The following is a 12986-nucleotide window of genomic DNA, read 5'->3' as shown; positions in this document are numbered from 1 at the left end:
TGTTTCGGTGGTCATGTCAAAAGGGAAACACCCGGTCCCATTCCGAACCCGGAAGTTAAGCCTTTTAGAGCCGATGGTACTGCAGGGGGGACTCTGTGGGAGACTAGGACACCGCCGGACTTACAAACACCCCTTGGGTGATCAGCAATGATCAACCCAAGGGGTGTTTTCACATGCCCAAAAGCTTTCAGCAGACGAAGGACGTGAGGGCGGCTGCCAGACGGGGAAGGGCCTCTTCCACATAGCCCTTCGCCTTGCCACGGATCGGCTTGTAGAGCTTGGCCACCGCCGCATTGTCGGGGGAGGCGGCCTTGGCGTCGGCCACGGCCAACAGATCGTCGGCCACCTCGCCGGAACGGCTGGAGAGGTAGGCGCCGAAATCCTGGTCGCCGCGAGCATCCCAATAGGGCTGAAGCGCCTTGGCGATGTCGGGGAGCATGGCATTGGTGCCCTTGACCACGATGCCCTCCTTCATCCTCTTGGCGCTGGCATAGGCCGTCTTGAGTGCCATGCCGCCGAGGCCACCCTTGCCGGCCACCTCCTGGTCGACCACGGTGGCGATGGCGTCGACCACCTGGGGACGATTCGTGGGGCTGAGCAGGGATTCGGTGAAGCTCATGGGGTGCCTCTCGATCTGGGTGTGTCGGCAGCACGGCGCCGCCGGGAATCACAGCCCATTGTGGCGTGAAGCGTGGGCCTTGTCAGCGCCCGGCGGACAATTCAATCAAGCGAACGTCATTGTGCAGGAGATCCACGACTGCCAGCCGGTCCACCAGAGGAATCCCGGCACCGGTCAGCAGCTTGATGGTCTCGGCTGCCTGCCAAGCGCCGGCCACGGCCGGGGTGGCACCCAGCACCTCGGGCGGTGCTGGGGCCTCGTCGCGATGGGTGACGACATCCTCCCACTGGGTGTGTCCGGGTGTGAACACACTGAGAATGGCACTCCAGCCGTCGATCGCCGCCCACATCCAGGGCACCCCCGCGGCGTGGCAGGCCGCCGAGATGGCGGCGCGGGACGCCATCCGGTCCGTGCAATCCACCACCACGTCGTGCTGGGCCACCAGCTCCACGTCGTCGGCGGTCAAGCGATGCGAGCAGGCGGTGATGGCTGTACTGGGGGAGAGGGCGCGCATCCGCGCGGCCGCGAGCTCCACCTTGGACCGACCGACGTCGGCGGCGGAGAAGAGGGTCTGCCGGTTGAGGTTGGAAGGGGCCACGACGTCGTCGTCGAGCAGCGTGATGTTGCCGATCCCGGAGGCCACCAGCGGGGGAATGGCGCCGGCCCCCAGGCCGCCGCAGCCCACCACCAGCACCCTGGCCTCAGCCAGGCGTCGCTGCCCGTCGGTACCCAACAGGGCGCGCTGACGCAACCAGGTCTCGGGGTGGGGTTCAGCAGTCACCCAGACCAACCCATTCGGACGTGCCATCGGTGAAGCTCTGGTTCTTCCAGACCGGAACGCGTTCCTTGATTCGGTCCACCAGGGCGCCGCAGGCAGCGAAGGCCTGGGCACGGTGAGCGCTGGCGCACGCGGCCACCAGGGCCACGTCGCCGATCACCAGGTCTCCAACCCGGTGCTCCGCGAAGGCCGTCACCCCGAACTCGGATTCCACCTCGGCCACCACCGCGGCCAGCGCGGCGTTGGCTTCGGGGTGGGCGTTGTAGGAGAGTGCCGTGACGCCCCGACCGTGATCGTGGTCCCGCACCACACCCTCGAAGAGCACACAGGCGCCGCTGTGGCTGCTGAGCACCGAGTTGCGGGCGCGCTGGGGGTCGAGGGGCTCGCTGAGCACGGCGGCATGAGACATGTCGACCAGAATACGCGCTTGGGCTGGGGCTTTACACGGACCAACCCGTAGAATGTCATGCATGACTCGTCGGCAGCTGGTGGATCGTTTCGGACGCCAGGCAACCGACCTGCGGCTGTCCGTCACCGATGTCTGCAACCTGCGCTGCACCTACTGTCTTCCGGCCACCGGCGTTACCTGGCTTCCGCGGGAAACCATTCTGGACCGCGACGAACTGGCTCGGCTGGCTCATATCGGGATCAGCCTGCTGGGCGTCAGCAAGATCAGACTGACCGGCGGCGAGCCCCTCACCCGGCCGGATCTGGTCGAGATCGTCGAGGCCATCCACCGGCCGTACCCGCAGGTGGAGATGGCCCTGACCACCAATGGAATCGGGCTGGCGGAGAAGGCAGCTGATCTTGCTGCTGCCGGGCTGACAAGGGTGAACGTTTCGTTGGACACGGTGCATGAGGAGACCTTCCGACGATTGACCCGGCGTGCTGGGCTGGATCGGGTGATCGACGGGATCCGCGCCAGCGTCGTGGCCGGCTTGGGGCCGGTCAAGATCAACTCCGTGCTCCTGCAGGGCGTGAACGACGCCCAGCTGCTCGACCTGCTGGACTTCTGCCTGGCCGAGGGAGCGGAACTGCGCTTCATCGAACAGATGCCGATCGGCGCCACCCGGGACTGGGCCCGGGAGAACCTGATCAGCGCCTCAGACATCAGGGGCCGGATCGAGCAGCGTTACCGGCTGGAATCCCTGCCCGGGCGGGGCCCGGCGCCGGCCGAGCGCTGGCGGGTGCTGGACGAGGAACGGGTGCTGGGCACGGTTGGCATCGTCGCATCGGTCACCGAACCCTTCTGCGCCGCCTGCGACCGCACCCGGATCAGCGCCGACGGACAGCTGCGTTCCTGCCTGTTCTCCCAGACCGAGACCGACCTGCGGGAACCGCTGCGCTCCGGCGCCAGTGACGAGCAGATCGCCGAGCTTTGGGCCGAGGCGATGTGGGCCAAGCCTCGGGCACACGGCAGCGACTCGGGCGGCTTCGGCACCCACTTCATCCAACCCGCACGTCCCATGAATGCCATTGGAGGCTGAGATGCAGATTCGTTGGTTCGCCGGGGCCGCCCAGGCAGCTGGCGTCGCCGAGGAGACCGTGGAGCCGACCCAGTCCGGTACGGTCCGCGAGGTGCTGGTGACCCTGCACCCCGAGGCGGCGACGGTGCTGGAGCGCTGCTCCTTCCTGGCTGACGGCAGGTCGCTGGCCGGCGATCAGCCTTGGCCAGCCACGGCATCCGTGGTTGACGTCCTGCCGCCCTTCACCGGCGGGTGATCCGCACAGAATGGACCCCATGACTTCCACCACCCCCGCCCAGATCATCGTCGTCTCCGATCGCGCGCTGGGCGACCCCGACGAGAACCGGGCCGGGCCCGTCATCGCCGCAGCCCTGGAAGCCGCGGGTTGCGAGGTGGCCACCAGCATCGTGGCCAGCGACGCCGAATCCGTGGCGGAGGCGCTGCAGGCCGCCGTCGCCAGCGTGCGGGTGGTGGTGACCACCGGCGGCACCGGCATCCGTCCCGGTGACGTGGTGAGTGACCAGACTGCCGCGCTTGGTCTGGTGGAGCTGCCCGGCATCGCGGAGGAGATCCGACGTCGGGGAGCCGCCAAGACCTCCGTCGCGCTGCTCTCCCGCGCCCGCGCCGGGCTGGTGGAGACGGCCGAGGGACGGGTCCTGGTGCTGAATGCCCCGAGTTCCCGGGGCGGGGCCAAGGACGTCTCGGACCTGCTCGGGGAGCTCTTGCCCGATCTGCTGCGAGATCTGGACGGCCGCCCCCGCTGACGTTGGCCGAAGCGGGCGTCAGCGGGTCAGCAGGACCTGCACGGGAGCGCCCGGGGCGACCTCGTCGGTGACGATGGCCAGCCCGTCGGCCCGGTGCAGGGTGCCGATCCGGTGCGAGCCGTGGCCACCCGGCGCCGGGCTCGCCCCGCCGTCGCGCACCGTGACATCCACTAGCCGGGTGCGGCCCGGCCTGGCGACCAGGGCCTCGGTGGCCCGGCAGGTGATGATCCGACGGGAGTCCTGCCCGCCGGTCAGACCGTCCAGCGCGGCGCGAACGAAGAGCTGCAACCCGACGTGCACGCCGACGGGATTGCCGGGCAGTGCCACCAGTGGCACCGCGGCGCCACCCAGCAGGACATGCCCCCAGCCCTGCGGCTTGCCCGGCATCATCGCCACCGTGCCCAGCTCCAGCCGGGCACGGGCGGAGTGGGCGGCCCAGGCCTGCAGCACGTCGTGCGAACCCACGGAGACCCCGCCGGTGGTGACCACCAGATCGGGGGTCTCGGTGAGGGAGTCGAAGACGGCGTCCAGCTGCTCGGCCGAATCCCCGGCATGTCGCACGGCCAGCATCGCGGCGCCCAACTCGGCCACGGTGGCGGCGGCCAGGATGGAATTGGAGTCTGGGATCTGCGCGCTGCCCAGCGCGCTGCCCGGTGCGGCAAGCTCGTCGCCGGTGGTGACCACCAGCACCCGCGGGCGGCGGCGCACCGGCAGTACCGCCAGGCCACAGGCCGCGGCCCCCGCCAGCTCGGTCGCCCCGAGCCGGGTGCCGGCCCGCAGCACCGCGTCGCCGACCGCCACGTCCTCACCGGCCGGACGGATGTGGCTTCGGCCGTCGTACTCCAGCACCGTCACGGTAGCGGGAACGGGCCCGGCGCCGGGGCGGGCGTCGGTGCCCTCGACGGGGACCACCAGGTCACAGCCGTCGGGGATCCGCGCGCCGGTCATGATCCGAACGGCATGCCCGGCAGCGGGGGAGAAGGGCGCCGCGCCCGCCGGGATCTCCCCGTCCACGGGCAGGGTCGCCGGCAGCTGGGCTAGGTCTACCCGGCGCAGCGCGAAGCCGTCCATCGCGGAGGAGTCGAAGGCGGGAACGGCGACTGTGGCGTGCACGTCCGCGGCCAGAAGCAGGCCGTGGCATCCGAGCAAGGGCTCGGATGCCACGGGAAGTGGGGTGACGAGCCCGCGCACCCGGGCGCGGTGCTCGTCGACGGACACGCTCACTCGGCCCGCTTCTCCTTCAGGACGAAGGCCAAGGCGATGCCCAGCACCGCGGTGGCCACCAGCGCCCACAGCCCCTTGGCGTAGGAGTGGGTGGCGGCGTCGTAGGTGGCGGCCATCACCAGCGGCGGGAAGTAGCCGCCCAGGCCGCCGGCGGCGGCGACGGTGCCGGAGATGGCCCCCACCTTGTCCTTGGGGGAGACCCGCGGCACCCAGCCGAAGACCGAGCCCTGGCCCAGGCCCAGGCAGGCGGCCATGAACAGGAAGGTCAGCCCGGTCAGGGCGCCCTCCTTGGGCTGGGTGGAGGCGATGAAGGCCATCGCGGCGACGCCGGCCAGCGAGGCCAGGGTGACAACCTTGGGGCCGATCTTGTCGGCCAGGACGCCACCGAAGGGGCGCGCCAGCACGGCGGCGATCACGAAGGTACCCATCCGGTTGGCCGCGGCCACCGTGTCGAGGTGCGGGTAGACCGTGGTGAGGTACTTGGTGAGGAAGGTGGAGAAGGCCACGAAGCCGCCGAAGACGATGGCGTACAGGAAGCACATCTGCCAGGTGATGGCCAGCTTCAGCGCCGCGGTGATCCTCGGCACCAGCGGCTGGTGCTGCGGCTCCCAGGCGGGGGACTCCTTCATGGTGAACCAGACCAGGGCGGCGACGGCAACCACGATGCCGGCGATCACATAGTGCGCGGTGGCATAGCCCAGGGCCTTGACCAGTCGCGGGGTGACGAAAGCCGCCACGGCGGTGCCGATCATGCCCATTCCGAAGACGCCATTGGCGAAGCCGCGCTTCTCGGCGGCATACCAGGCGCTGGAGAAGGGGATGCCGACGGCGAAGATGGTGCCGGCGATGCCCAGGTAGAAACCGGCACCGATCAGCAGCGGGTAGTTCTTCATCTGCCCGGCCACGGAGACCAGGATCACGGCCGGGGCCGTCAGCAGCAGGATGAGGGTGAACATCTTGCGGCCACCCAGCCGGTCGGTCAACGCGCCCACCAGGATCCGACCCAGCGAGCCGACGATCACCGGGGTGGCCAGGATCATCGCGATCTGGCCCTCCTTGAGGCCCATCGAGGTGGCATAGGTCTTCTGCATCGGGGCGATCGACATCCAGGCCCAGAAGCCGGTGGCCGAGGCCAGGGTGGCCAGGATGACCTGACCCAGCTGGCCCTTGAGGGCAGGCCGGGTGGACGGGGAAACGGGATTGCTCATCGGCGGGTCTTTCGGTCAGGAGTACCAATGGGATCCCAGCCGCGACGGGCACCGGTGCCCTGGCTGGAAGGTGTGGGGACCCCGTCACGGCTGCGGTAGACGATGTAGGGGCGGAAGAGGTAGTGCAGTGGCGCGGTGAAGGCGTGCACCAGCCGGGTGAAGGGCCAGATGGCGAACAGCAGCAGTCCGGCCAGCACGTGCAGGTGGAAGACCAGCGTCGCCCTGGTCATGGCCTCGACGTCGGGCTGGAAGGTGAACAGCGACCGGAACCACGGTGAGACGGTCTCCCGGTAGTTGTGCTCGCTGCCGTCGGGGGCGTGCGCGCCGAAGAGCGTGGCGCAGGTGCCCAGGATGATCGCGGCGGCCAGGAAGAGGTACATCACCTTGTCGTTGACGGTGGTGGCGTTGAAGACCTCACCGGTGGTGCGGCGACGCCAGATCAGCATCACCAGACCGATGATGGTGGCGGCGGCGGCCACCAGCCCGCCGCCCATCGCCAGCAGGTGGTAGTTGTGCTGGCTGAAACCGATCGCGTCGGTCCAGGACTTGGGGATCACCAGGCCCATGAAGTGCCCGGCGATCACCATCAGCAGGCCGAAGTGGAACAGCGGCGAGGCGATCTTGAGCAGCTTGCTCTCGTACAGCTGGGAGCTGCGGGTGGTCCAACCGAACTGGTCGTTCTTGTAGCGCCAGATGGTGCCGCCGATCAACAGTGTGGCGCAGGCGTAGGGGAGCATGCCCCAGAGGAAGGTGTTCACTGCTTCTTCTCCTTGGAACGGCCAGTGAGACGGGAGATCAGGGAGGGACGGGGTGCCTCGACGGGCTCGGCCGTCGTGGTTGGGACGGTGCCGAGGTCGGGTTCGGCCTTCGGCACCTGGGGCATCCCCAGGAAGTCACCGCCGTAGCCTTCCAGCCCGACATTCTCGACGGGCATCGCGGCGTCCACCATCGCCTGCACCTCGGCTCGGGTGCTGGGCGATCGTCCCGGCAGGGTGGAGCAGAGGGCCTGCAGGATCCCGGCCTGGGGCAGGCCGTCCTTCTCCAGCTGCATCCGCAGCAGCTCCAGACTGGGGCGGTAGCGGGTCAGCAGCTCGGTGCCGCGCTCCGGGTCGCCCAGGGCGGCGAATTCCAGCACCAGCGGTAGATGGTCCGGCAGCTCCCCACCAAGATCAACCAGCAGCCCGGATTCCCGGTAGATCTGCTTGATCCCGGCCAGCACCTCGCCCCGGCGACGGGTGTCACCGTCGGTCCAGTAGCTCAGGTGCAGGGCATGGCGACGGGAGATGTCGAATTCCTGCACGTGGAAGCTCTGAGCCTCGGTCAGGCTCTGCGACTCCAGGTGGTCGAAGGTGGCGGCGAAGGCCCCCGCATGGGGGGTTTCCGCGATGGCGGCGCGCAGCACCGGCAACCGGCGCAGCAACTCCTCGTCGGGATAGCTGAGCAGCAGCGAGGCGACCTGGTAGCAGACCTGGCTGGCGTCCAGGCTGGTGACCGCGCTGGTCATGGACGCGGTTCCTGTTCGACGCGGGACCAGTCGACGCCACTCTGGTCGACGCCCGGCAGGCCGTCGGCCGACGGCATCAGCGGCGGGGGAGCGACGTCGGCCTCCGCGGCCGCCTGCCGCGCCTTGATCGACTGGTAGGTCTCGATCGCCACCGGCACCGGGCCACGGGAGGAGGAGCCGAAGGGGCCCTCCTCGTTCATCCCGGGGCCACCCTCGAAGTCCAGGCTGCAGCCCATCTCCTCCAGGTTGTGCGCCTGCTCGATGTGCGCCTTGGGGATCACATAGCGCTCGTCGTACTTGGCGATCGCCAGCAGCCGGTACATCTGCTCCATCGCCTTGGGGGTGAGCCCCACGGCGGCGGCCAGTTCTGCGTCGCGTTCATCGTGCAGCGTCACGCCGCGCATGTAGGAGCGCATCGCGGCGAGCTTCTGCAACACGTCGGTGATGATCCGGGTGTCCCCGGCGGTGAACAGCTCCGCCAGGTATTCCACCGGGATCCGCAGCGCGTCGATCGCGCCGAACAGGTTGCCGGCGGCCTCCGCGTCGTGGCCCTGCTCACGCAGCAGGTCCACCACGGGTGACAGCGGCGGGATGTACCAGACCATCGGCATGGTGCGGTATTCCGGGTGCAGCGGGAGCGCCACCTTGAAGTGCTTGATCAGCGCGTAGACCGGGGACTTCTGGGCTGCGGTGATCCAGTCGGCGGGGATACCGGACCTGCGGGCCTCGGCCAGCACCGCCGGGTCGTGCGGATCCAGCATCACGTCGAGCTGGGCCTGGTAGAGGTCCTGGTCATTCTTGGTGGCGGCGGCCTTGGTCACGGCATCCGCGTCGTACAGGATGATGCCGATGTAGCGCAGCCGCCCCACACAGGTCTCGGAGCAGACCGTCGGCATGCCCGCCTCCAGCCGCGGGTAGCAGAAGGTGCACTTCTCGGCCTTGCCCGAGCGGTGGTTGAAGTAGATCTTCTTGTAGGGGCAGCCGGTGATGCACTGCCGCCAGCCGCGGCAGCGGTCCTGGTCCACCAGCACGATGCCGTCCTCGGAGCGCTTGTAGATCGCGCCCGAGGGGCACGACGCCATGCAGGACGGGTTGAGGCAGTGCTCACAGATCCGCGGAAGGAAGAACATGAAGCTCTTCTCGTACTCGAACTTGATCTTGTCCGAGGCCTCCTGCTGCAGCTTCTGCACGATCGGGTCGTCGGCCTGGGCGGTGCCGCCCAGTGCATCGTCCCAGTTGGCCGAATAGGTGATCTTGGTGTCCTTGCCGGTGATCAGGCTCTTCGGTCGGGCCACCGGGAAGTCGTCGCCCAGCGGGGCATTGGTGAGCGTCTCGTAGTCATAGGTCCACGGCTCGTAGTAGTCCTCCAGTCCCGGTTGCACCGGGGAGGCGAAGATGCTCAAGAGCTTCTTGAAACGGCCGCCGGACTTGAGCTTGAGGCCGCCCGACGGGGTGCGAACCCAGCCGCCCTGCCACTTCTCCTGATCCTCGTAACGACGCGGGTAGCCCTGCCCGGGGCGGGTCTCCACATTGTTGAACCAGACGTACTCGGTGCCGGCCCGGTTGGTCCATGCCTGCTTGCAGGTGACCGAACAGGTGTGGCAGCCGATGCACTTGTCGAGGTTCATCACCATCGCAACCTGTGCCATGACTCGCATCAGTACTGAACCTCCTGGGAGCGCTTGCGGATGGTGGAGATGATGTCTCGGTTGACACCGGTGGGCCCGACGTAGTTGAACGCATAGGCCTGGTGTGCGTAGCCACCGATCAGGTGGGTGGGCTTCAGCAGGATGCGGGTGACGGAGTTGTGGATGCCGCCCCGACGGCCGGTCGCCTCCGACTTGGGAACGTCGATGGTGCGCTCCTGGGCATGCTGGACGTAGGCGATGCCGTCGGGCAACTTGTGGGTGACCACCGCGCGGGCGACGAAGACGCCGTTCGCATTGGTGCACTCCACCCACTCGTTGTCCTTGACGTCGATCGCGGCGGCGTCGTTGACGCTCAGCCAGGCCTGGGGTCCGCCCCGGCCCAGCGAGAGCATGAACAGGTTGTCCTGGTACTCGGAGTGGATCGACCACTTGTTGTGCACCGTCAGGTAGCGCAGCGTGATCGCCTTTTCGCCGCGGGCGCCGATCTCCGGCTCGCCGTAGGCGCGGGCCATGTTCAGCGGGGGACGGTAGATCGGCAGCTGCTCACCGGCGTCGATCATCCAGTCGTGGTCCAGGAAGAAGTGCATCCGGCCACTCAGGGTGTGCCAGGGCTTCAGTCGCTCGGTGTTGATGGTGAAGGCGGCGTAGCGTCGGCCGCCGGTCTCCGAGCCGGACCACTCCGGGGAGGTGATCACCGGCTGCGGCGCCTGCTGGGTCTGCACATAGCTGATGATCTTCTCCTCCGAGCCCTCGGAGAGGTCGGCCAGCTTCACGCCGGTGCGCTTCTCCAGGGTCTTGAAGCCCTGGGTGGCGAGCTCACCATTGGTGGTGCCGGAGAAGGTCAGGATCGCCTCGGCCATCCGCTCGTCGGTGTCGATTGCCGGGCGGCCCTCGGCCGGGCCCGAATCGAAGACACCGTGCAGCTTGGCCAGCCGTTCCACCGCGTGGCTCACGTCGAAGGTGACGGCCTTGGTGGTGAAGCCCAGCCGGTCGGCCAGTGGCCCGACCGACAACAGCTTGTCGGCGATGGCGGTGTAGTCGCGCTCGACGACCATCAGATTGGGCATGTTCTTGCCCGGCACGGCCGGCAGGTCGGTGTCCTTCCAGTCCGGAACGTGGCCGCCGGGCTGCGCGAGTTCGCCCGGTGTGTCGTGCTGCATCGGGACGGCGACGATGTCCTTGCGAACGCCCAGGTGCTTCTTGGCCAGCGTGCTGATCGCCTCGGCCAGTCGGCGGAAGGTGATGAAGTCGCTGGCGGCCTCCCACGGCGGGTCGATCGCCGGGGTGAAGGCGTGCACATAGGGGTGCATGTCGGTGGTGGAGATGTCGTACTTCTCGTACCAGGTGGCGGCGGGGAAGACGATGTCGCTGAGCAGCGTCGAGCTGGTCATCCGGAAGTCGCTGGTGATCAGCAGGTCGAGCTTGCCCTGCGGGGCCTCCTCGTGGAACTTCACCGTCCGGGGGCGGTGTTCGACGCCGGAGCCGTGGCCGTTCTCCATCACATTGTTGTGGGTGCCCAGCAGGTGCTTGAGGAAGTACTCCTCGCCCTTGGCGGAGCTTCCGAACAGGTTGGAGCGCCACAGCACCAGGGTGCGGGGCCAGTTCTCGGGCGCGTCGACGTCCTCGATGGCGCTCTTGAGGCGGCCCTCCTTGAGCTCGCAGACGATCCAGTCCTGCACCGTGGCGGCCTCACCGGCGTCGACGGCGGCCTGGGCCTGGTCGGCAAGGTCCAGCGGGTTGCGGTCGAACTGCGGGTAGAAGGGCATCCAGCCCAGGCGATTGGCGGTGGCCATCGCGTCGGCGGCGTGCATCCCGTCCAGGTTGCCGGTGCTCAGCGGGGAGGTGATCGCGTCGGCGCTGAAACCGTCGGTGCGCCACTGGTCAGTGTGCATGTACCAGTAACCGGTGCCGATCATGGTGCGGGGCGGGCGGCTCCAGTCCAGGGCATTGGCCATGTTGAACCAGCCCGTCATCGGGCGGCACTTCTCCTGGCCGACGTAGTGGGCCCAGCCGCCGCCATTGCGACCGATGCAGCCGGTGAGCATCAGCAACGCCATGATCGCGCGGTAGGTGACATCGGCGTGGTACCAGTGGCAGATGCCGGCGCCGATGATGATCATGGTCCGGCCCTCGGACTCCTCGGAGTTCTTGGCGAATTCGCGGGCGATCCGGATGCAGGCCTCGGCGGGCACGCTGGTGATCTCCGCCTGCCAGGCCGGGGTGTAGGGGCATTCGACGTCGTCATAGCCGTTGGCCCAGCGGCCGGGCAGGCCCTCGCGGCCGACGCCGTACTGGGCCAGCATCAGGTCCAGCACGGTGCAGTAGCGCTCGCCGTTGATGATCTTGGTCGGTACGCCGCGGGTGATGATCGAGCCCTCACCGCGCGGATCCTCGAAGCAGGGCAGCACGATCTCGACGTCCTCGTGGCCGTCGAGCTCCATCATGGACAGCGCCGGATCCAGCCCGTCCAGCTTGAGGTTCCAGTTGCCCTCGTCGTCCTTGTTGTGCCGGAAACCCAGCGAGCCCTTCGGCACTGCGGGGGTGCCGGTGGCCTTGTCCCAGATCACGGTCTTGAAGTTGGCGTCGGCCTGCCGGGACTGCTCGGGCAGGTCGGCGGCCACCAGGAACTTCGAGGCGGTCAGCCCGTGGCCCTGGGGGTGGTCGGTCAGCCGAACCAGCATGGTCAGGTCGGTGTACTGCTTCACGTAGTCGGTGAAGAAGGGCACCTGCCGCTCGACGTAGTTCTCCTTGAGGATGACGTGGCCCATGCTCATCGCCAGTGCGGCATCGGTGCCGGCCTGGGCGGGCAGCCACTCGTCGGCGAACTTCACATTGTCGGCGTAGTCGGGGGCGACGGTGACCACCTTGGTGCCGCGGTAGCGCACCTCGGCCATCCAGTGGGCATCGGGCGTGCGGGTCAGCGGGACATTGGAGCCCCACATCATCAGGTAGGTGGAATCCCACCAGTCGCCCGATTCGGGGACGTCGGTCTGGTCGCCGAAGACCTGCGGGCTGGCCACCGGCAGGTCGGCGTACCAGTCGTAGAAGGAGGTCATGGCGCCACCCAGCAGGTGGGTGAAGCGGGTGCCGATGGCGTGGCTGACCTGGCTCATCGCGGGGATGGGGCTGAAGGAGACCAGCCGGTCGGGGCCGTAGTTCTTGATGGTGTTGACATAGCTGGCGGCGCTGATCTCCAGCGCCTCCTCCCAACTGATCCGCACCAGACCACCCTTGCCGCGGCCGCTCTGGTAGCGGCGGCGCTTGTCAGGGTCGGTGCTGACCTCATGGAAGGCCTCCACCGGATCGCCCAGACGCTGCCGGGCCTCGCGGTACATCTCCACCAGCGAGGCGCGGGCGTAGGGGTAACGCACCCGGGTGGGGGAGTAGGTGTACCAACTGAACGCCGCACCACGCGGGCAGCCGCGCGGCTCGTACTCCGGGCGGTCGGCGCCGGTGGTGGGGTAGTCGGTCTGCTGCGACTCCCAGGTGATGATGCCGTCCTTGACGTACACCTTCCACGAGCACGAGCCGGTGCAGTTCACCCCGTGGGTGGAGCGGACCACCTTGTCATGGCTCCACCGGTCCCGGTAGAAGACGTCGCCCTTGCGGCCGCCCTCGCGGAAGACGGCGCGGCCGTCGTCGGTCTCGTCCCACTTGGTGAAGAAGCGTCCGAACTTCAGCAGTGCATTGCTGGCAGCCCCGTCGGTGCGCGCAGTGTCAGTCATGCACAGAATGAAACCATGCGCGGCACGACAATGAGTAGTTGGTTCGGAG

Annotated in this window: 12 protein-coding genes and 1 rRNA gene; 4 read left to right on the top strand and 9 right to left on the bottom strand. The window is 68.2% G+C overall.

From position 1 onward, the window contains the following. The first annotated feature begins 3 nt into the window (after positions 1 to 3). Positions 4 to 120, top strand: a 5S ribosomal RNA gene (rrf, locus tag AAEX57_RS05185). A gap of 67 nt (positions 121 to 187) precedes the next feature. Here the strand turns inward: rrf and AAEX57_RS05180 are convergent. The 3 genes from AAEX57_RS05180 to AAEX57_RS05170 all read right to left on the bottom strand — a co-directional run bounded on the left by AAEX57_RS05180 (position 188) and on the right by AAEX57_RS05170 (position 1806). Further along, positions 188 to 619 (bottom strand): DUF6918 family protein, encoded by a 432-nt coding sequence (locus AAEX57_RS05180; RefSeq protein WP_342090810.1) that lies wholly within the window; start codon positions 617 to 619, stop codon positions 188 to 190. An 82-nt stretch (positions 620 to 701) separates the two neighbouring features. Next, complete coding sequence (locus AAEX57_RS05175; protein ID WP_342090811.1) at positions 702 to 1400, bottom strand: HesA/MoeB/ThiF family protein; 699 nt, start codon at positions 1398 to 1400, stop codon at positions 702 to 704. Further along, positions 1390 to 1806 (bottom strand): molybdenum cofactor biosynthesis protein MoaE, encoded by a 417-nt coding sequence (locus AAEX57_RS05170; RefSeq protein WP_342090812.1) that lies wholly within the window; start codon positions 1804 to 1806, stop codon positions 1390 to 1392. Before AAEX57_RS05170 ends, AAEX57_RS05175 begins: the two co-directional genes overlap by 11 nt. A 61-nt stretch (positions 1807 to 1867) precedes the next feature. Between AAEX57_RS05170 and moaA the strand changes: the two genes are divergently transcribed. Genes moaA through AAEX57_RS05155 form a run of 3 tightly spaced genes read left to right on the top strand, consistent with a single transcriptional unit; the run spans position 1868 to position 3627 of the window. Continuing rightward, positions 1868 to 2884 (top strand): GTP 3',8-cyclase MoaA, encoded by a 1017-nt coding sequence (gene moaA, locus AAEX57_RS05165; RefSeq protein WP_342090813.1) that lies wholly within the window; start codon positions 1868 to 1870, stop codon positions 2882 to 2884. Between the two features lies 1 nt (position 2885). Further along, entirely contained in the window at positions 2886 to 3119 is a 234-nt protein-coding gene (locus AAEX57_RS05160) for a MoaD/ThiS family protein (protein WP_342090814.1), read from the top strand. Positions 3120 to 3138: 19 nt separating this feature from the next. Beyond that, positions 3139 to 3627 (top strand): MogA/MoaB family molybdenum cofactor biosynthesis protein, encoded by a 489-nt coding sequence (locus AAEX57_RS05155; protein ID WP_342090815.1) that lies wholly within the window; start codon positions 3139 to 3141, stop codon positions 3625 to 3627. An 18-nt stretch (positions 3628 to 3645) separates the two neighbouring features. Here AAEX57_RS05155 and AAEX57_RS05150 read toward each other — a convergent pair whose 3' ends face one another. The 6 genes from AAEX57_RS05150 to AAEX57_RS05125 are packed head-to-tail and all read right to left on the bottom strand — an operon-like array spanning position 3646 to position 12937. After that, a complete protein-coding gene (locus tag AAEX57_RS05150; RefSeq protein WP_342090816.1) occupies positions 3646 to 4851 on the bottom strand; it encodes a molybdopterin molybdotransferase MoeA in 1206 nt (401 codons plus the stop codon). Continuing rightward, the gene (locus AAEX57_RS05145) at positions 4848 to 6059 is read right to left on the bottom strand and encodes an MFS transporter (protein WP_342090817.1); all 1212 of its coding nucleotides are present in this window, start codon (positions 6057 to 6059) and stop codon (positions 4848 to 4850) included. Before AAEX57_RS05145 ends, AAEX57_RS05150 begins: the two co-directional genes overlap by 4 nt. Next, positions 6056 to 6817, bottom strand: coding sequence for a respiratory nitrate reductase subunit gamma (gene narI, locus AAEX57_RS05140; RefSeq protein WP_342090818.1), 762 nt, complete (start codon positions 6815 to 6817; stop codon positions 6056 to 6058). The genes AAEX57_RS05145 and narI overlap by 4 nt, the downstream gene beginning before the upstream one ends. Continuing rightward, on the bottom strand, positions 6814 to 7563 hold the full coding sequence (gene narJ, locus AAEX57_RS05135) for a nitrate reductase molybdenum cofactor assembly chaperone (protein ID WP_342090819.1): 750 nt from the start codon (positions 7561 to 7563) through the stop codon (positions 6814 to 6816). Before narJ ends, narI begins: the two co-directional genes overlap by 4 nt. Further along, positions 7560 to 9221 carry a nitrate reductase subunit beta gene (gene narH, locus AAEX57_RS05130; protein ID WP_342090820.1) on the bottom strand — a complete coding sequence of 554 codons (1662 nt, stop codon included), beginning with the start codon at positions 9219 to 9221 and terminating at the stop codon, positions 7560 to 7562. The genes narJ and narH overlap by 4 nt, the downstream gene beginning before the upstream one ends. Then, positions 9221 to 12937: a nitrate reductase subunit alpha gene (locus AAEX57_RS05125; RefSeq protein WP_342090821.1), complete on the bottom strand. Its 3717-nt coding sequence runs from the start codon at positions 12935 to 12937 to the stop codon at positions 9221 to 9223. Before AAEX57_RS05125 ends, narH begins: the two co-directional genes overlap by 1 nt. Positions 12938 to 12986: the final 49 nt, after the last annotated feature.

Origin of the sequence: Luteococcus sp. H91 (assembly GCF_038433135.1) — a bacterium.
Taxonomy (GTDB): Bacteria; Actinomycetota; Actinomycetes; order Propionibacteriales; family Propionibacteriaceae; genus Luteococcus.
The sequence above is the reverse complement of the archived record's forward strand: the minus strand, read 5'-3'. Positions and strand labels throughout refer to the sequence as shown.

What these genes read in the sequence shown, in the direction of transcription:
- AAEX57_RS05180 (WP_342090810.1), bottom strand. Translation starts at nt 619, where the DNA reads ATGAGCTTCACCGAATCCCTGCTCAGCCCCACGAATCGTCCCCAGGTG.
- AAEX57_RS05170 (WP_342090812.1), bottom strand. Translation starts at nt 1,806, where the DNA reads ATGTCTCATGCCGCCGTGCTCAGCGAGCCCCTCGACCCCCAGCGCGCC.
- moaA (WP_342090813.1), top strand. Translation starts at nt 1,868, where the DNA reads ATGACTCGTCGGCAGCTGGTGGATCGTTTCGGACGCCAGGCAACCGAC.
- AAEX57_RS05160 (WP_342090814.1), top strand. Translation starts at nt 2,886, where the DNA reads ATGCAGATTCGTTGGTTCGCCGGGGCCGCCCAGGCAGCTGGCGTCGCC.
- AAEX57_RS05155 (WP_342090815.1), top strand. Translation starts at nt 3,139, where the DNA reads ATGACTTCCACCACCCCCGCCCAGATCATCGTCGTCTCCGATCGCGCG.
- AAEX57_RS05145 (WP_342090817.1), bottom strand. Translation starts at nt 6,059, where the DNA reads ATGAGCAATCCCGTTTCCCCGTCCACCCGGCCTGCCCTCAAGGGCCAG.
- narJ (WP_342090819.1), bottom strand. Translation starts at nt 7,563, where the DNA reads ATGACCAGCGCGGTCACCAGCCTGGACGCCAGCCAGGTCTGCTACCAG.
- narH (WP_342090820.1), bottom strand. Translation starts at nt 9,221, where the DNA reads ATGCGAGTCATGGCACAGGTTGCGATGGTGATGAACCTCGACAAGTGC.
- AAEX57_RS05125 (WP_342090821.1), bottom strand. Translation starts at nt 12,937, where the DNA reads ATGACTGACACTGCGCGCACCGACGGGGCTGCCAGCAATGCACTGCTG.